The following is a 17,469-nucleotide window of genomic DNA, read 5'->3' as shown; positions in this document are numbered from 1 at the left end:
GGCCGACGGTCTCTCCGCCGTGTTCTTCCTCCGCGGCGGCCGCTGCCATCGATGCGACGTAGTCATCGGATGCGACGTAGTACAGAGGAGAACGACCATGGCGAGCAACCCGGCTCCCGGCCTGGCCCACGCGCCGACCGCCGCGGCCCGATCCGCGGACGCGCCCACCGTGCCCGCCCACATGCTGCCGCACCGCACGCCCGCCCAGCTGCTGAGCATCGCGCGCGGTGGCCTGGCCGAGGCGGCCCAGACCGGTCCCGACGGGCTGCGGTACGCCACCGCGCACATGGCCGCCCTGCGCGCCGCCGCCGCGGTGCTCGCCGCCCGGGCCCGTCCCGCCGCGCCCGGCCGGCGTACCCGGGTGACCAGCGTGTGGTCCCTGCTGGTGCTGGTCGCCCCCGAGTTCAGCGAGTGGGCCGGCTACTTCGCCCTCGGCGCGGGCAAGCGAGCGGCCGCCGAGGCCGGCATCCCGCGCGTGGTCAGCCCCCGCGAGGCCGACGATCTCCTCCGCGCCGCCGAACAGTTCGTGGCTGTCGTCGAGTCGGCCCTGGGCATCGCCTACCAGCCCACCCTGCCGGCCGCCGGTCGCCTGGCCGCCTGACGGTTCGTGGCCACCGGCCGCGACCGGTGACCCGGCCGCGACCCATCAGTTCTTCCGAGAAGAGGCGAGCTACATGGCGGGACGCCTGATCAAGGGGGCGGCCGCCCTGTCCGAGCTGGTTCGTCCGGCGAGCGAGACCGACGCGCCCGGCCTGCACCGGATGCTGCCGGTGGTGCCCGAACTGGGGGCGTTGCTGCCCGGCCGGGGGCTGCGCCGGGGCAGCACGGTGGCGGTGGCCACGAGCAGCGGCTCCACGTCGCTGATGCTGGCGCTGCTGTCGGCGGCTTCGCGGGCGGGCTCCTGGTGCGCGGTGGTCGGCCTGCCCGACCTGGGAGCCCTGGCCGCCGAGGAGAACGGCGTCGCCCTCGATCGGCTGGCCCTGATTCCCAACCCCGGGCCCGACTGGCCTACGGTGACCGGCGCCCTGATCGACGGGGTCGACGTGGTGGTGATGGCGATCCCCGGCCCCGTCGCCGCGCCGGTGGCGGCCCGGCTGGTGGCCCGGGCGCGCCAGCGGGGCAGCGTCCTGATGCCGTTCGGCACCTGGCCCGGCGCCGACGTCACCCTGCGCGTGACCGCCGGCGCCTGGGAGGGACTGACCAAAGGCCACGGCCGCCTGCGCCGCCGCCGCGTAACCGTCCTGGCCCGCGGCCGAGGCGCCGCCGACCGCCCGCGTGAGCTGACCATGTGGATGCCCGGCGCGACCCGTCCGCCGTCGGTCCCGCCGCTGACCCCGGCCGGTCCGATCACCCTCCCGGGGACGCAGGCCTCGGCCGATCCCGCTCCCTCCTTGCCTGCCGGCCCTTCGGCGTCGCCCTCGGCGTCTTCCGTTTCCTCCGCGTCGCTTCCGCCTTCCGTTGCTCCCGGGTTGCTTCCGCTCTCGGCTTCCTCTGGGGCGCTTCCGCTCTCGGCTTCCTCCGGGGAGCTTTCGCCCTCTGTTTCTTCCGGGCGTGGCGGGTCCGGGGCGGGTGCCGGGGGGCTTGAGCCGGATGGGCCGGAGTGGCCGGACAATGTGGTGGATTTGTCCGTGGATCATGTCGCGGATCGGGGAGTGCCGGGTTCGCCGGACTTCGGGTGGTGGGTGCCGAGACGGGTGACCGGTGTTCGGCGGTGGGTTCGTCCGGTGGGGGCGCGACGGCCTGACACCCGTGACCGGTCGATCATGAGCCGGCTGCTCATCGGTCCCGCTTCGCGGCTGGGCGCTCATCGTCGTCCGGCTCGGGCGCGCCCCTGCGCTGTTCCACGCCCTCGGCCTGTTCCACGCCCGGCTGCGCTGCCGCGTGCTGGGCGCCCTGTTGTGCGGCCGGGTGGGTTGCCGCGTGCTGGGCGTTCTGGTGTGCGGCCGGGTGGGTTGCCGCTTGCTGGGCGTTCTGGTGTGCGGCCGGGTGGGTTGCCGCGTGGCGGGCGTTCTGGTGTGCGGCCGGGTGGGTTGCCGTTTGGGGGGCCTCCTGGTCCACGGCGGGATGGGGTGTCGCTTGGTGGGCGCTCTGGTCCGGGGCCGGGCGGAGTGTCGCGGGGTGGGAGTTCGGCGTATCCGGCGCCGGCCGTACCCGTGTGGTGGGAGTTTGTTCCGGCTCCGGTCACTGTCGTCGAGGCGGGGTGAGTGAGGGGGCCGGGGTTCGGACGCTGATGATCTGGTGTCCGGACTGGCCGGTGGTGGCCGCGGAGATCGTTGACGGGGTGGCTTCGGCCGGGCCGGTGGCGGTGCTTCACGCGAATCGGGTGGTCGCGTGCTCGGAGGCGGCCCGGGCGGAAGGAGTGCGCAGGGGACTGCGGCGGCGGGAGGCGCAAGGGCGGTGCTCGCGGCTGGTTGTTGTCGACCATGACGCGGGGCGGGACGCTCGGGCGTTCGAGCCGGTGGTCGCCGCCATCGAAGAGGTCGCGGTGGGGGTCGAGGTGATTCGGCCGGGGGCCTGCGCGCTGGCCGCCCGGGGGCCGGCACGGTACTTCGGGGGTGAGGAGGCGGCCGCCGAACGGATAGTCGAGCAGGTGGCTCAGGTCTGTGAGGTGGAGAGCCAGGCCGGGGTGGCCGAAGGGGTCTTCGCGGCGGGGCTGGCGGCCCGGGCGGGGCGCATCGTGGCGCCGGGGCGTACCCGGGAATTTCTCTCCGGGGTGGCCGTGGAGGCGCTCGACCGGCCCGAACTGACCGACCTGCTGCGGCGGCTGGGCGTGACGACGCTGGGGGAGTTCGCCGCGTTGCCGCCGTCCGACGTGCTGACGCGGTTCGGCTTCGACGGGGCGCTGGCTCATCGGCTCGCCGCCGGGTTCGACCATCGGCCGCTGGCGGTGCGCCGGCCGCCGCTGGACCTTGATGTTTCCGAGACGTACGACGAACCCCTGGAACGGGTCGACGTCGCCGCGTTCGCGGGGCGGGCGCTGGCCGAGAAACTGCACGAGGGACTGGCCGCGCACGGGCTGGCCTGCACCCGGCTCGGCATCGAGGCGGTCACCGCCGACGGCCAGGAACTGCACCGGGTGTGGCGGCACGACGGCACCCTCACCGCGGCCGCGATCGCCGAACGGGTCCGCTGGCAACTCGACGGCTGGCTCACCGGCGCCCGGCGCGGGGCGGTCAACCGGCCCACCGCCGGACTGGTGCGGTTGCGGCTCGTACCGGACGGGGTGCTCGTACACCTCGGACTGCAACCCGGCCTGTGGGGCGACGCCGGCGCCGAACGGGAACGCGCGCACCGCGCCCTCAGCCGTATCCAGGGACTGCTCGGCCCCGAAGCGGTGATGACCGCGATCCGCACCGGGGGCCGCTCCGCCGACGACCAGACCGCCCTCATCCCCTGGGGCGACGAACGCACCCCGCCCCGCGCGACCGCCCCACCCCGGGACCCTTACCCGGGCCTGACCACCATCCCCGTCACCGCCGTGGCCCCCGACCCGATCCCGTTCCCGCGAACCACCCAGCCCGATCCCGCCGGTGAGGCGGACGCCGATGCTGATGACGCCGACGGGTCCGGCGCGATCCCCGGCAGGGCCGGATCGGACAGGGACGCCGGTGGCCTGATCGCCGAGCCCGTCGCGGTCACCAGCCTGGCCGGATCGCGGGCGTCGGCCGAGAGCGAGGAGGAGCCATCGGGGCGGCCCGCGCTTCGGGTCATCGACGGGCACGGGAAGCGCGGCGCCGGTGGCCTTCATCTGGTGTCCTCATCGGACACCGAGGATCGGCGCGCGGCTCTGTCGCTTCTCCCCCAGCCCGAGAGAGAAGGAGCGGCGGAGGGTGATGCCGCGGCGCGGGGCGCGGAGGTGAGCGCGGGGAAGGGTGTGGAGGTGAAGGGCGCGGAGGGAAGCGGTGCGGGGGACGCCCGGGTGGAAGGCGGGAAGCGGGGGCGGAAAGGGCGCGTGGTGGCGGCGTTGGCGCCGTGGCCGGGGCGGCTGCCCAAGCCGGCGCCGGCGGTGGTGTTGCTGCAGCCGGTGGGGGCGGTGGTGGTGGACGCGGCGGGGGAGGCGGTTCGGGTCAGTGCCCGGCTGGAGCTGACCGGGGAACCGGCCGCCCTGCTGCTGGAGCGGGCGCCCGCGGTGGAGATCGTCGGGTGGGCGGGACCCTGGCCGGTGGAGGAACGGTGGTGGGCGGCGGCGGAGACGCGGCGGCGGGCCCGGTTCCAGGTGGCGCTCGCGGACGGGCGGGCCCTGCTGCTGTCGCTGGCCGGAGGGCACTGGGTGGTGGAGGCCGTCTATGACTAGGGCGGTGCGGTGATGGGCTTCAACAATCCCAGGGTGCCCTGGTCGGAGCTGGAGAAGACACTGTCGGGGGGATGGCCGCGGGGTGAGCCGGCGGTGGTCGATCCGTTGGCGGGCGACGGGGACGGCGGGGACTCGCCGGCCTGGAGCCGCAAGCGGGGGCGTTACGAAGCGCCGGCCCTAGTCCGGTCCGCCGCCACTGTGGACTACGCGGAACTGCACTGCCACAGCAACTTCAGCTTCCTGGACGGGGCCAGCCATCCGGAGGAACTGGCCGAGGAGGCGTCGCGGCTGGGGCTGACGGGGCTGGCCGTCACCGACCACGACGGGTTCTACGGCGTGGTGCGATTCTCCGAGGCCGCCCGGGAGCTGGGACTGCCGACCGTGGTGGGTGCGGAGCTGTCGCTCGACCTGACCAGACCGCAGAACGGCGAGGCCGACCCGGAAGGCCGGCACCTGCTGTGCCTGGCCCACGGCTCGGAAGGCTACGCCCGGCTGGCCCGCACCATCTCCCGGGCTCAGTTGCGGGGGGCCGAGAAGGGCAAGCCCGACTACGGCGACCTGGAGGAGGTCGCGGCCGAGCTCAAGGATCACGTGCTGGTGCTGACCGGCTGCCGCAAGGGGAGTGTGCCGCAGGCGCTGACCGAGCGGGGGCCCGAGGCGGCGGCCCGGGAGCTGGACCGGTTGACGCGCCTGTTCGGCCGGGAGAACGTCGCGGTGGAACTCAGCTCGCACGGCGACCCGTACGAGGACGACCGCAACGACTTCCTGCACGACCTGGCCCGCAGCCGCGGCCTGCTGAACGTGGCGACGAACAACGTGCACTACGCCACCCCGCGCCGGCGGCGGCTGGCCACCGCCCTGGCCGCGGTGCGGGCCCGGCGCAGCCTGGACGAGCTGGACGGCTGGCTGCCGGCGGCGGGCACCGCGCATCTGCGGTCCGGCGCCGAGATGGCCCGGCGTTTCCGGAACTGGCCGGGGGCGGTCGAGAACGCCGCCATCTTCGGCGGGGACCTGGCCTTCGACCTGCGGCTCGTCGCCCCCCGGCTGCCCGACTTCGAAAGGCCCGCGGGGCACACCGAGATGAGCTGGCTGCGGCACCTGACCATGGAGGGGGCCCGGGAACGCTACGGGCCGCCGGAAGCGCATCCCCGGGCGTACGCGCAGATCGAACACGAGCTGAAGATGATCGAGGAGCTGAACTTCCCGGGGTATTTCCTGGTCGTCTACGACATCGTCCGGTATTGCCGGGAGGAGAAGATCTACTGCCAGGGGCGGGGATCGGCGGCCAACTCGGCGGTCTGCTACGCGCTGCGCATCACCAACGTCGACGCGGTCGAGTACGACCTGCTGTTCGAACGGTTCCTGGCGCCGGAGCGGGACGGGCCACCGGACATCGACGTGGACATCGAGTCGGACCGCCGGGAAGAGGTCATCCAGTACGTCTACCGGCAGTACGGGCGGGAACACACGGCCCAGGTCGCCAACGTGATCACGTATCGCCCACGGTCGGCCGTACGCGACGTGGCCAAGGCCTTTGGATTCTCACCCGGGCAGCAGGACGCCTGGAGCAAGCAGATCGACCGCTGGGGCAGCATCGCGACGCTGGACGTGGACGACATCCCGGAGCAGGTGGTGGAGTTCGCCAACGAGGTGCAGAGCTTCCCGCGGCACCTGGGCATCCACTCCGGCGGCATGGTCATCTGCGACCGGCCGATCATCGAGGTGTGCCCGGTCGAGTGGGGGCGGATGCCGGGGCGGACCGTGCTGCAGTGGGACAAGGACGACTGCGCGGCGATCGACCTGGTCAAGTTCGACCTGCTGGGGCTGGGCATGTTGTCGGCGCTGCACTACGCGTACGACATGCTGGAGTCCGATCTGGACATCAGCACGATGCGCCTGGACGACCCCGAGGTGTACGAGATGCTGTGCCGCGCCGACTCGGTGGGCGTCTTCCAGGTCGAGTCCCGCGCCCAGATGGCCACCCTGCCCCGCCTCAAGCCGACCGAGTTCTACGACCTGGTGGTCGAGGTGGCGCTGATCCGGCCGGGCCCGATCCAGGGCGGCTCGGTGCATCCGTTCATCCGCCGCAAGAACAAGAAAGAGCCGATCACGTACCCGCATCCGTTGATGCGCAACGCCTTGGAGAAAACCCTGGGGGTGCCGCTCTTCCAGGAGCAGCTGATGCAACTGGCCATCGACGTGGCCGGCTTCGACCCGTCCGAGGCCGACCAGCTGCGCCGGGCCATGGGCTCCAAACGGTCGATGGAAAAGATGGAGCGCATCAAGAAGCGGCTCTACGACGGCATGGCCGAGCGGGGCATCACCGGAGAGCTGGCCGACGACCTGTTCCTCAAGCTGTCCGCGTTCGCCAGCTACGGCTTCCCGGAGAGCCACGCGATGAGCTTCGCCTACCTGGTGTACGCGAGCGCGTGGCTGAAGCGGTACCACCCGGCCGCCTTCTGCGCGGCCCTGCTGAACGCCCAGCCGATGGGCTTCTACTCGCCGCAGACGCTGGTCGACGACGCCCGCCGGCACGGGGTGGAGGTGCGCCGCCCCGACATCAACCTGAGCGACGCCGCGGCCACTCTCGAGTCGGACGAGCGCACCCGGTGGGGGTCGATGGCCGGGGAGCCGCCGCACGCGTGGGGGTTGCACGGGCCCGCGGTGCGGCAAGGGCTTCAGCGGGTACGCACGATCGGCGACGATCTGGCGAAACGCATCGAGGAGGAACGCCGCGCGAACGGCCCCTACCGTGGCATGTCTGATCTGGCCCGGCGTACCGGATGCTCCACCGCCAACCTGGAGGCCTTCGCCACCGCCGACGCCTTCGCCGGTTTCGGGCTTTCCCGCCGCGAAGCGCTGTGGGCCGCGGGCGCTGCCGCACAGGACAAACCCGACCGATTGCCGGGTACGGTGACCGGCACCGACGCCCCGGCCCTGCCCGGGATGGACGACGTGGGCAAGCTGGTGTCCGACGTCTGGGCCACCGGCCTGTCCCCGGACGCGCACCCGGCCCAGTTCGTGCGAGAGAAGTTCGACGCGGCCGGGGCGCTGCCGATCGCCCGCCTCGGCGCGGTGGAGGCGGGCACCCGGATCCGGGTCGGCGGGATCGTCACGCACCGGCAGCGGCCGGCCACCGCGGGTGGGGTCACGTTCGTCAACCTGGAGGACGAGACCGGGATGCTCAACGTGACCTGCTCGCCGGGGTTGTGGCAGCGCTACCGGAAGGTGGCGAAGACGGCCGCGGCGCTGATCGTGCGGGGGCGGCTGGAAAAGGCCGAGGGCGTGCTCAACCTGGTCGCGGACCGGCTCGAAGGGGTCACGCCGCCGATCGTGGGGCCGTCCCGCGACTTCCGCTGAACGGTCGGAGTTCTGCGGGTTCCGCAACTTTTGCACCTTTGGTGCCCTATACCGGATGCGGACCATCCGCTCCTGCTGGTGAGCAGAGCTGCTCTGCCTACCGGGAGTGGCCGCCGCTCCTGCTGGTGAGCAGAGCTGCTCTGCGCACCAGGAGTGGCCACCGCTCCTGCTGGTGAGCAGAGCTGCTCTGCGCACCAGCGAGTGGCCATCTACGGGGGAGACGATCATGCGCACGATGGCGATCGCGTCGGTGACGGCGATTGTTCTGGCAACGGGAAGCGTGGCGGCGGGAAGCCCGGCCCACGCGGCCGGCGGCGGCCCCGACCAGGATGCCCGGGCCGGAAAGACCACGCTCACCCTGGCCTACACGGCCGGCGCCGGTTACACCGCCGCGGTGGTCGTCACCTGCGACCCGGCCGGCGGCGTACACCCGAAGGTCAAGAAGGTGTGCAAGACGCTGCGCAAGGTGAAGGGCGACCCGGCCCGGCTCAAACCTGTCAACGGCATCTGCACGCTGCAGTACGCCCCGGTCACCGCCGAGATCACCGGCACCTGGCGCGGCCGGAAGGTCGACTGGTCGAGGACGTTCGGCAACACCTGCGAGATGGCCCGGGCGACCGGCGTGCTGTTCACGTTCTGATCAGATTCCTGTCAGCTTTGTCGCGGCCGGGCGTCTGATCGCCCGGCCGACCTATAGTCGCGGGCGTGTGTGCGCACGTACTGGTGGCCGAGGACGACCGGCGGCAGGCCGAGGTGCTGCGGCAATACCTGCGGGCCGGCGGCCACGAGGTGACCGTGGTGCACGACGGAGCGGCGGCGCTGGAACGCGCCCGGCAGCAGGCACCGGACCTGCTGATCCTCGACGTGATGATGCCGGGGATGGACGGGTTGGAGGTGTGCCGGCGGCTGCGCCGCGACAGCGACGTGCTGGTGCTCATGGTGACCGCCCGGACCACCGAGGACGACCTGCTGACCGGGCTCGACGTCGGCGCCGACGATTATCTGACCAAGCCGTACAGCCCGCGGGAGCTGGTGGCCCGGGTGCGTACGCTGCTGCGCCGCCGGCGGACCACGGCGCCGGCGGGGGGCGATGTGCTGTCCGTCGGAACGCTGACCATCGACCTGGGCCGACGGCTGGTCGAGGCCGACGGCGTACCCGTCGAGTGCACGCCCGGTGAGTTCGCGATCCTGGCCGCGATGGCGGGGCAACCCGACCGCGTCTTCACCCGGACGCAGTTGCTCACCCGTACCCGCGGTATCGATCGCAATTCGACCGGCCGGACCATCGACGTCCATGTGATGAACCTGCGTCGCAAGATCGACCCCCAACTGCTGCAGACCGTGTACGGCGTGGGCTACAAACTGACCGGTGGCCCACCGTGAGACCGGGCCGTGTGCCCCTGCACCGCAGCCTGCTCGGGCGCCTGCTCGCCACCTCGGTCCTGATCGCCGTCGCGGCCATCGTGGCCACCGCCTGGCTGGCCGTCCAGTCGACCAGCCGGGCCATCCGGCAGGAGCAGGGCCGCTCGCTGGCCGACGACAAGAGCATCTACGACACACTGATCGGGTACGCCGCCACCCACCAGGACTGGACCGGCGTGCGGAAGACCGTCGACGCCGAGGCGGCGCGGCTGGGCCGGCGGATCACCCTGATGACCGACGAACGGCAGGTCATCGCCGACTCCCATCCGGGTACGCCGCTGGCCACGACCCGGGCCTCGGCCACCGTCGACCCGCTGCGCCTGGACCCGGGCCTCACCGACACCGCCGACCGCATCGACCCGCGGGTGCTGGGCCCGTACCGGCTCACCGCTCAGGAACACCGCAAGCTCACCCGGCAGGCCCAGATCCAGCTGGACTGCATGCGGCAGTCGGGCGGGGTGGACGGCAAGGTGATGGACGATCCGAGCGGCCGGCCGGTGGTGCGGACCACCACCGGTGACCCGCAGTTCACCGCCGGGCTCTGCCGGCTCAAGTGGCCGATCGGTCCGGCCGGCAGCGAGCAGCAGGCCCTCGAGGAGCTGGAGTGGAACACCGAGGAGTGCCTGGGCGTCCGGCACGGCGTGCTCATGCTCGACCGGACCTTCGCGGTCGTCGCGCTCAAGGTGCGGCCGGTCGACCCGAACAAGCTGACGTCGTGCGTGACGCAGAGCCGCCTGCGCCAGCTGCGGCCGTACACGACCCAGCCCGCTCTGCTCTACGTCACCGACCCGAACGCCGGCACCGCCGACGAGCCGGTGTTCAGCCTGTCCCGGGAGAACCTGCTGCGGATCGCCTGGGTGACCGGCGCCGTGCTGCTGGCCACCGTTCTGCTCACCGTGCTGACCGGCCGCCGGCTGGTCCGGCCGCTGCGGGCGCTGACCGAGGCGGCGATGGCGCCGGCGGGCGAACCGGCGCCGATGCCGGTGCGGGGCAAGGACGAGATCGGTTTCCTGGCGCGGGCCCTCAACGACGCCACCGAACGCCGGGAGCAGGCCGAGACGCAGCGCCGCCTGATGGTCAGCGACGTGGCCCACGAGCTGCGCAACCCGCTGACCAACATCCGGGCCTGGCTGGAGGCGGCCCAGGACGAGGTGGTGCCGGCCAACCCGGCGCTGCTCGACTTGCTGCACGACGAGGCGATCATGCTGCACCACATCATCGACGACCTCAGCGACCTGGCCGCCGCCGACGCGGGCGACCTGCGGCTGCACCGGGAACCGATCTTCGTGCGCGACGTGCTGACGCACGTCTGCGAGTCGCAGCGCGGTGCGGCGGAGAAGGCGCAGGTCACGCTGACCGCGGACCTGCGCGGTGACCCGGTCGCCGACGCCGATCCGGTACGCCTGCGGCAAACCGTCGGCAATCTGCTGTCGAACGCGATCCGATACACCCCGGCCGGCGGCACGGTCACCCTGTCCGCCGCCGCGAGCTCCGACGAGCTCACCATCGCCGTCCAGGACACCGGCATCGGCATCGCGCGTGAGGACCTGCCCAGGATCTTCGACCGGTTCTGGCGGGCCGACTCGTCCCGGACCCGGGCGACCGGCGGCAGCGGGCTGGGCCTGCCGATCGCCCGGAAGCTCGCCGAGGCACACGGGGGGACGTTGTCCGCGGCGAGCCGTCCCGGTGCGGGCACCACGATGACGCTGCGGCTGCCGCTCAGTTCCTGAACGCTTCGACCCGGCACGCCTCGATCCGGGGCGATTCGAAGTCGCCGTTCGGTCCGATCTCGGTCAGGCCGAACTCGCCGTCCTCGTTGGGCGCGGTGAGCTTGTAGCCGGCCTTCTGCGCGCACTGGTACCACTGCCGCTGGTTGTCGCGGAACGCCGAGATGTCGGTGCGCTTCTGCCGTTCCTCGTACGACTCGGGCCTCTTCTTCGCGCAGACGGCCAGCACCTTCTTGGCCTTGGCGTTGCCCTTGTAGGCCAGGTTGTCGACGATCTTGGAGTTCTCGTAGCCGGGGCCGAAGGTCTTGGCGACGCAGTCCATCCAGACGTTCTGCAGGCGTTCGCGTTCGTCGTTGGTCGCGTCGACCGGCACGAGGGGGCGCTGGTCCTCGCCGGTGGCCGCCGTGCTGGCCGGCGGCGGGGAGGTCCGCAGGGACGCGACCCGTGGGAAGTCCTCATCGGAGCCCGAGCAGCCGCCGAGCAGACCGGCGACGGCGAGCGCGGCCACGGCGTGACGTAGCGGTCTCACTCGCGGAACGCCTCCTTACGGCAGTTCTCCATCTTCTCCGAACCGAAGTCGCCCTGCGGCCCGATCTCGCTCAGCCCGAACTCGCCGTCCTCGTCCGGCGGGTTGAGCTTGAAGCCGGCCTTCTGCGCGCACTGGTACCACTGCCGCTGGTTGTCCCGGAACGCCGTGTTGTCGGTGCGCTTCTGCCGCTCCTCGAAGGTCTCCGGGAACTTGTTGTGGCAGGCCGCCTCCACCCGCTTGGCCTTCGGGTCCTTCTCGCTGAGGTACTTGTAGATCATCTTTGGCTCCTCGTAACCGGGACCGCCCTCCTTGGCCACGCAGTTCCCCCAGACCTTGAGGAAGGCGGTCCGCTCCTCGTCGGTCGCGTCCAGCCGGACAAGCGGGCGCAGGTCGTGGGGGGGGGGGGGGGCGGGGGGGGGCGGGGGGGGGGGCCGGCGCCCCGGCCCCCCCCCCGGGGGGGGGGGGGGGGGGGGGGGGGGCGCCCCCGGGCGGGGCCCCCCCACGGGGCGGCACTCCGCAGTGTCGCCACCGGCGGGGCTTGCGCGTCGCGGCCGGATTCCGAACTGGAGCAGCCACCGAGCAGATAGGTGACGGCGAGGGCCGCGGAGGCCCCGCCGATAGCGACGCTGCGGACCGTGAACTCAGGCATGGCGAGCACGATCACAGAGCATTGTCAGAGGGCTGTCAGGTTCGGCGAAACTAACGGCGTCCTGACAATCGGTCGGCATGATCTCGGCGTGCATCCCGACCAACCCCTGTCCCCGGCGCCCCGCCGGACCCGTCGCCGGCTCGTCGTCGTGGTCCTGGTCGTCGTGCCGGTCCTGGTCGCCGCGGCCGGCGTCACCTGGTTCCTGCGGCGTGACACGCCGGGGCCGGCCGCCGATGCGGCTCCCGCGGTGAAGACCGTGCCGGTGGTACGGACCGACCTCTCGGTCACCGAGTCGCTGACCGGCACCCTCGGCTTCGGCAAGGCGCAACCGGTCAAGGGCGGCAAAGAGGGCATCGTCACCTGGCTGCCCCGGTCGGGCGCGTCGGTCAAGCGGGGTCAGCAGCTGTTCCGCGCCGACGACCAGCCGGTGCAGCTGTTCTACGGCTCGATGCCGCTCTACCGCGACCTGGCCGAGTCCGGGACGGTGGGCCGGGACGTGCGGATCGTCGCCACCAACCTGAAGGCGCTGGGCTACCCGATCGGCTACCAGCCCGAGCCGGGGGCGAGGGTCACGCGAACGGTTCCGGTGACGCCGGCCCCGGCCGCCCGCACGGACGACGCGAAGACGGACGACGGGACGGCGTCGGATGACAAGGCCGGCAAACCCCAGACCGGGAAGACCGAGACCAAAACCGTGCGGACCACCGTACGTACGGGGGAAGGGGTTTTGACCTCGGGTCTGATCAAGGCGGTCAAGCACTGGCAACGCGACGCCGGGCTCCCGGAGACCGGCCGGATCGGCGTGGGTGATGTCGTGGTGCTGCCCAGCGCGGTCCGGGTCGACTCGGTCACCGCGCAGAAGGGCGACAGCTCGACCGGCCCGCTGCTGACCGTGACGTCGACGGCCAAGGTGGTCACCGCCTCGGCCGCCGTCGCCGACGCCGGCAACATCCGCCCCGGCGACAAGGTCAGCGTGGTGCTGCCGGGCGACAAGGCGGTGCCCGGCGAGGTGTCGGCCGTCGGCACCGAGGTGCAGCCGGCCGAGGAGGGCGGCGCCGGTACCGACGAGCCCAAACGGTCGGTCACCGTCACTCTGGACAGTGTCAAGGAGCTCAAGGGCATCGACCAGGCCAACGTGCAGGTCGACCTGGCCGGCGAGACGCACGAGGACGTTCTCGCGGTCCCGGTCGGCGCGCTGGTCGCGCTCAGTGAGGGCGGGTACGCGGTCCAGCTGGCCGGCGACCGCCTCGTCGCCGTCGAGACCGGCCTGTTCGCCAAGGGCCTGGTCGAGGTCACCGGCGACGGTGTCGACGAGGGCGTGCCGGTGGTGACCACCTCATGACCGTCCTCTCGGTACGGGACGTCACGATGCGCTACCCCGGTGGCGTCGCCGCGCTGGCCGGGGTGACGCTCGACATCGAACCGGGCGAGATGCTGGCCATCGTCGGCCCGTCCGGTTCCGGCAAGTCGACGCTGCTCAACATCATGGGCACCCTCGACCGGCCGACCACCGGCACCGTCGAGCTCGGCGGGCTGGACGTCGCCGGGCTCTCCGACCGGCGGCTCTCCGCGCTGCGCGGCCGGTGGCTGGGCTTCGTGTTCCAGCAGTTCCACCTGACCGCCGGGCTCAGCGCGGCCGAGAACGTCGCCACCGGGCTGCTCTACGCCGGGGTGCCCCGCCGCAAACGCAGGCCGCTGGCCCTGGAGGCGCTCGACCGGGTCGGGCTGTCGCATCGCGTCTCGCATCTGCCGCACCAGCTGTCCGGGGGCGAGCGGCAACGCGTGGCGATCGCGCGGGCCCTCGTACACCATCCGGCTCTGCTGCTGGCCGACGAACCGACCGGCGCGCTCGACACCCGCAACGGGCAGGTGGTGCTCGACCTGCTCTACCGGCTGCATCAGGAAGGAACGACGATCGCGGTGATCACCCACGACCGGGACATCGCGGCCTCGCTGCCCCGGCGGATCGAGATGCGCGACGGCCTGGTGGTCGCGTGACCTCCGTGCACTCGGCGTCGGCGGCCACCCGGCCGGTCCGGCTGGCCGTCAGCGACCTGCTCGGCCTGGGGCTGCTCGGGTTGCGTACGCGCAAGGCCCGGGCCGCGCTGTCGGCCCTCGGCATCGCGATCGGCATCGCCACCATGATCGTGGTCACCGGCATTCCCGCGTCCAGCCAGGCCCAGCTGATGCGCGAGCTGTCCGCGCTGGGGACCAACATGCTCGAGGTACGGGCGATGCCCGACCGCGATCCGCCGGTGCTGCTGCCCGAGGAGTCGGTCGGCATGGTGCGCCGGATCGGGCCGGTGCAGCGGGCCAGCGCCGTCGCCAACACGCACACCGTGGTCCGCCGCTCCGACCGGACCGACCCGGCGGACGGCTCCGGGCTGACCGTGCTGGCCAGCCAGCTCGACCTGTTGCCGGCGATCAACGCGCACATGCGGGCCGGGCAGTGGCTGAACGGCGCGACAGCCACCTTCCCGGCCGTGGTGCTCGGCTCGATCTCGGCCGCCCGCCTCGGCGTCACCGGCACCGGCCAGCAACTGATGATCGGCAAGCGGTGGTTCACCGTCGTCGGCATCCTCGCCCCGGTCCCGCTGCTGCCCGAGATCGACCGGGCGGTGTTCGTCGGCTGGCCCGCGGCCAAGGCCCAGCTCGGCTTCGACGGCCACCCCACCGTGGTCTACGTGCAGTCCGACGAACCGTCGATCGAGCAGGTCCGCGGGGTGCTGCCGGAGACGGTCAACCCGGCCCAGCCGGCCGACGTGGTGGTCAGCCGGCCCTCCGACGCGCTGGCCGCGAAACGGGCCACCGAGAACGCGTTCTCCGCCCTGTTCCTGGGCCTGGCCGGGGTGGCGTTGCTGGTCGGCGGCATCGGGGTGGCCAACACGATGGTGATCTCGGTGCTCGAACGCCGCGGCGAGATCGGGCTGCGCCGCGCCCTGGGCGCCAACCGGGGCCAGATCCGCGGCCAGTTCCTGACCGAGGCGGTGGCGCTGGCCACGCTGGGCGGGATCACCGGGACGATGCTGGGGGCGCTGGCCACCGTCGGCTATGCGGCGTACCACCACTGGCCGGTGGTCATTCCGCTGTGGTCGACGATGGCCGGGCTCGGCGGCGCGGTCGTGGTCGGCGTGGTGGCGGGCGTCTATCCATCGATGCGTGCGGCCGCGCTACCCCCGACGGAGGCACTCGCCCTATAGATTGCCCCGTGTGACGGAGGGGAACGCCGCCCGGGTGATCGCCGGCCGCTACCGGCTGGACAAGATCCTGGGCCGGGGCGGCATGGGCGCGGTCTGGCAGGGCCGCGACACGCTGCTCGACCGGGACGTCGCGATCAAGGAGCTCTATCTGCCCGGCGCCGGCGACGCGCCGGTCGACAGCGACGACCCGCGGGTACGCCGGGCGATGCGCGAGGCGCAGGCGGCGGCCCGGCTCCGGCACCCCGGCGTCGTGGCCGTCCACGACGTCGCGGTCGACGACGGCCGGCCGTGGATCGTCATGGAACTGGTCGACGGCCCGTCGCTGGCCGACGTGATCGCGACCGGCGGCGCGCTGACCCCCGCCCGGACGGCCGAGATCGGGTTACAGGTGCTCGACGCGCTGGTCGCGGCCCACCAGCGCGGGACCGTGCACCGCGACGTCAAGCCGGCCAACATCCTGATCGAGACCGGCCGGGCGATGCTGACCGACTTCGGCATCGCGGCCGTGGACGACGCGTCGGCGCTGACCATGACCGGGCAGATGATCGGCTCGCCGGCCTTCATGGCGCCGGAGCGGATCAACGGGGTGCCGGCCGCGCCGCCGGCCGATCTGTGGGCGCTGGGCGTCACGCTGTACACCGCGGTGACCGGCCGGTCACCGTTCCAGCGCGAGGACACCCAGGCCACGATCGCCGCCATCCTGACCAGCCCGCCGGCCCCCACCCCCGACATCGGGCCGCTGTGGCAGGTGATCGCCGGGCTGCTGGAGAAGGACCCCGGGCGCCGTTCGACCGCCGCGCGGGCCCGGGAGCAGCTGACCCTCGCGGCGGCCCATCAACCCGCCTTCACGCCGCCCCCGATCTCACCGCCGCCGGCCCCTCCCGCCTATCAGACCCCGCCACCCGCCGATCAGCCCCCGCCGCCCCCTTACGCGGCGCCGGTCTCGTCCTTGCCGCCCCCTTACGCGCCGCCGGTCTCGTCCTTGCCGCCCCCTTACGCGGCGCCGGTCTCGTCCTCGCCGCCCCCTTACGCGCCGCCGGTCTCGTCCTCGCCGCCTGCTTATGCCGCGCCGTCCTTGCCGCCGTCCTATCAGACGCCGCCGGCTCACCAAGCGCCGATTCCGTCCATGCCGGTTCCGTCCATGCCGCCCGGTCCGCGGCCCGGGTTCCTGCCGTCCGACTTCCCGGTCCAGCTGGTCGAACTCACCGTCGGTGACCGCGTCGGCTACACCCTGCGTGCCTACGTGCCCGAATCGGACGGCTGGGCCACACCCGTCTTCGCCGGCACCGCCGGGCGGCTCCCGCTGATGCCCCGGCCCGAGATGGCGGCCGGGTACGCGCTCAGCACCCCCGAGCACGACCTCACCCGCATTCCCCACTGGCACTGGCTGCGCGACGCGATGACCCGGGCGTACCTCCCGCTGCTCGACCCCAACCGCTACGACCTCGGCCTGCCCGCGGTTAACCTGGAACTGGAGCCGGAGCGGTGGCTGCCCGACCTGATGGTCAAGGCCAACACCATCGCCAACGAGCTGGTCCTGGCCCTGGACATCGAGGACGCCTACCGGATCCTCGAGCCCGGCACCGCGCTCGACCACCTCGACGACCTGCTGCGCACGGCCGGCGACCGCCCCCGCCGCAACCACATCAGACAGTGGCAGCAACTCGACCGCCGGATGCTCGCCGCCTGGTGGCAGCACGCCGCCGACATCATCGACACCCGCCTCGACTGGCACTAGCGCGCATCTGACGGAATCACCCAGGGCTGGACCTCGCCTCGCACTTGGATGATCCGTCAGATGCGCCCTGACGCCCCGTTCCCGGCGGCGGGGGCCTGGGCGGTAGCCGGGGCTCGGATACCGCGACCCGCCCCCTTTGCTCTGAGCACAAATATGCATCGGGCGATGGGTGATGCAAATTTGTGCTCAGAGCAAAGGGGCTGCGGTGGGTGGCTGTGGGTGCTCGGCTGTGGTGCGTGGTTGTGGGTGCTTGGCCGCGGTGCGTGGTTGTGGGTGCCTGGTTGTGGGTGCTCGGCTGTGATGCGTGGCTGTGGGTGCCAGGTCGCGGTGCGTGGCTGTGGGTGCCCGGCCGCGGTGGGTGGCTGTGGGTGCTCGGCTGCGGTGCCTGGCTGCCGGTGCCCCGGCGGCGGTGCCATGTGCCAGCACTACGGTGGCGGCGCGCTGTGCAACCACTACGGCGGCGCTTCATCCCGCGCTATCGCAGGCCCGCTACGCTGCGCGGGTGGAGAGCACACCGACGCGCCAGCCCGTCGTCTCGGCGCGCAACGCC

Annotated in this window: 11 protein-coding genes and 2 pseudogenes; 11 read left to right on the top strand and 2 right to left on the bottom strand. The window is 72.6% G+C overall.

Translation table 11 applies throughout. The annotated features are described in order from the left end of the window. Positions 1 to 97 precede the first annotated feature (97 nt). The 7 genes and pseudogenes from ACGFIO_RS29505 to ACGFIO_RS29475 all read left to right on the top strand — a co-directional run bounded on the left by ACGFIO_RS29505 (position 98) and on the right by ACGFIO_RS29475 (position 10,806). Positions 98 to 601, top strand: a complete 504-nt coding sequence (locus ACGFIO_RS29505) for an SAV_6107 family HEPN domain-containing protein (protein WP_392830641.1) — start codon at positions 98 to 100, stop codon at positions 599 to 601. A gap of 73 nt (positions 602 to 674) precedes the next feature. Further along, a pseudogene (locus ACGFIO_RS29500) lies at positions 675 to 1,493 on the top strand (hypothetical protein); the annotation flags it as partial. 737 nt (positions 1,494 to 2,230) lie between these two features. Beyond that, a pseudogene (locus tag ACGFIO_RS29495) lies at positions 2,231 to 3,688 on the top strand (DNA polymerase Y family protein); the annotation flags it as partial. Positions 3,689 to 4,306: 618 nt separating this feature from the next. After that, complete coding sequence (locus tag ACGFIO_RS29490) at positions 4,307 to 7,654, top strand: error-prone DNA polymerase (RefSeq protein WP_392830639.1); 3,348 nt, start codon at positions 4,307 to 4,309, stop codon at positions 7,652 to 7,654. Positions 7,655 to 7,880: 226 nt separating this feature from the next. Continuing rightward, a complete protein-coding gene (locus ACGFIO_RS29485) occupies positions 7,881 to 8,294 on the top strand; it encodes an SSI family serine proteinase inhibitor (RefSeq protein WP_392830636.1) in 414 nt (137 codons plus the stop codon). A 65-nt stretch (positions 8,295 to 8,359) separates the two neighbouring features. Further along, the gene (locus tag ACGFIO_RS29480; RefSeq protein WP_392830634.1) at positions 8,360 to 9,037 is read left to right on the top strand and encodes a response regulator transcription factor; all 678 of its coding nucleotides are present in this window, start codon (positions 8,360 to 8,362) and stop codon (positions 9,035 to 9,037) included. Then, complete coding sequence (locus tag ACGFIO_RS29475; protein WP_392830632.1) at positions 9,034 to 10,806, top strand: sensor histidine kinase; 1,773 nt, start codon at positions 9,034 to 9,036, stop codon at positions 10,804 to 10,806. Before ACGFIO_RS29480 ends, ACGFIO_RS29475 begins: the two co-directional genes overlap by 4 nt. On the opposite strand, the gene ACGFIO_RS29470 is transcribed toward ACGFIO_RS29475, so the two are convergent. Both ACGFIO_RS29470 and ACGFIO_RS29465 read right to left on the bottom strand, forming a co-directional pair. Further along, positions 10,796 to 11,332: a hypothetical protein gene (locus ACGFIO_RS29470; protein WP_392830629.1), complete on the bottom strand. Its 537-nt coding sequence runs from the start codon at positions 11,330 to 11,332 to the stop codon at positions 10,796 to 10,798. The genes ACGFIO_RS29475 and ACGFIO_RS29470 overlap by 11 nt on opposite strands. Continuing rightward, positions 11,329 to 11,610 carry a hypothetical protein gene (locus ACGFIO_RS29465; protein ID WP_392830628.1) on the bottom strand — a complete coding sequence of 94 codons (282 nt, stop codon included), beginning with the start codon at positions 11,608 to 11,610 and terminating at the stop codon, positions 11,329 to 11,331. The genes ACGFIO_RS29470 and ACGFIO_RS29465 overlap by 4 nt, the downstream gene beginning before the upstream one ends. 459 nt (positions 11,611 to 12,069) lie before the next feature. Here ACGFIO_RS29465 and ACGFIO_RS29460 point away from each other — a divergent pair, with 459 nt between their 5' ends. From ACGFIO_RS29460 to ACGFIO_RS29445, 4 genes are read left to right on the top strand one after another with little or no spacing between them, the layout of a single operon-like run. Then, positions 12,070 to 13,323: a hypothetical protein gene (locus tag ACGFIO_RS29460; RefSeq protein ID WP_392830627.1), complete on the top strand. Its 1,254-nt coding sequence runs from the start codon at positions 12,070 to 12,072 to the stop codon at positions 13,321 to 13,323. Continuing rightward, a complete protein-coding gene (locus tag ACGFIO_RS29455; RefSeq protein WP_392830626.1) occupies positions 13,320 to 13,979 on the top strand; it encodes an ABC transporter ATP-binding protein in 660 nt (219 codons plus the stop codon). Before ACGFIO_RS29460 ends, ACGFIO_RS29455 begins: the two co-directional genes overlap by 4 nt. Next, on the top strand, positions 13,976 to 15,181 hold the full coding sequence (locus ACGFIO_RS29450; protein ID WP_392830624.1) for an ABC transporter permease: 1,206 nt from the start codon (positions 13,976 to 13,978) through the stop codon (positions 15,179 to 15,181). Before ACGFIO_RS29455 ends, ACGFIO_RS29450 begins: the two co-directional genes overlap by 4 nt. 10 nt (positions 15,182 to 15,191) lie before the next feature. After that, positions 15,192 to 16,919 carry a protein kinase gene (locus ACGFIO_RS29445; RefSeq protein WP_392830622.1) on the top strand — a complete coding sequence of 576 codons (1,728 nt, stop codon included), beginning with the start codon at positions 15,192 to 15,194 and terminating at the stop codon, positions 16,917 to 16,919. Positions 16,920 to 17,469 lie beyond the last annotated feature (550 nt).

The organism is Actinoplanes sp. NPDC049265, from assembly GCF_043197135.1.
GTDB lineage: Bacteria > Actinomycetota > Actinomycetes > Mycobacteriales > Micromonosporaceae > Actinoplanes.
This window is presented reverse-complemented; position numbering and strand designations above follow the sequence as displayed.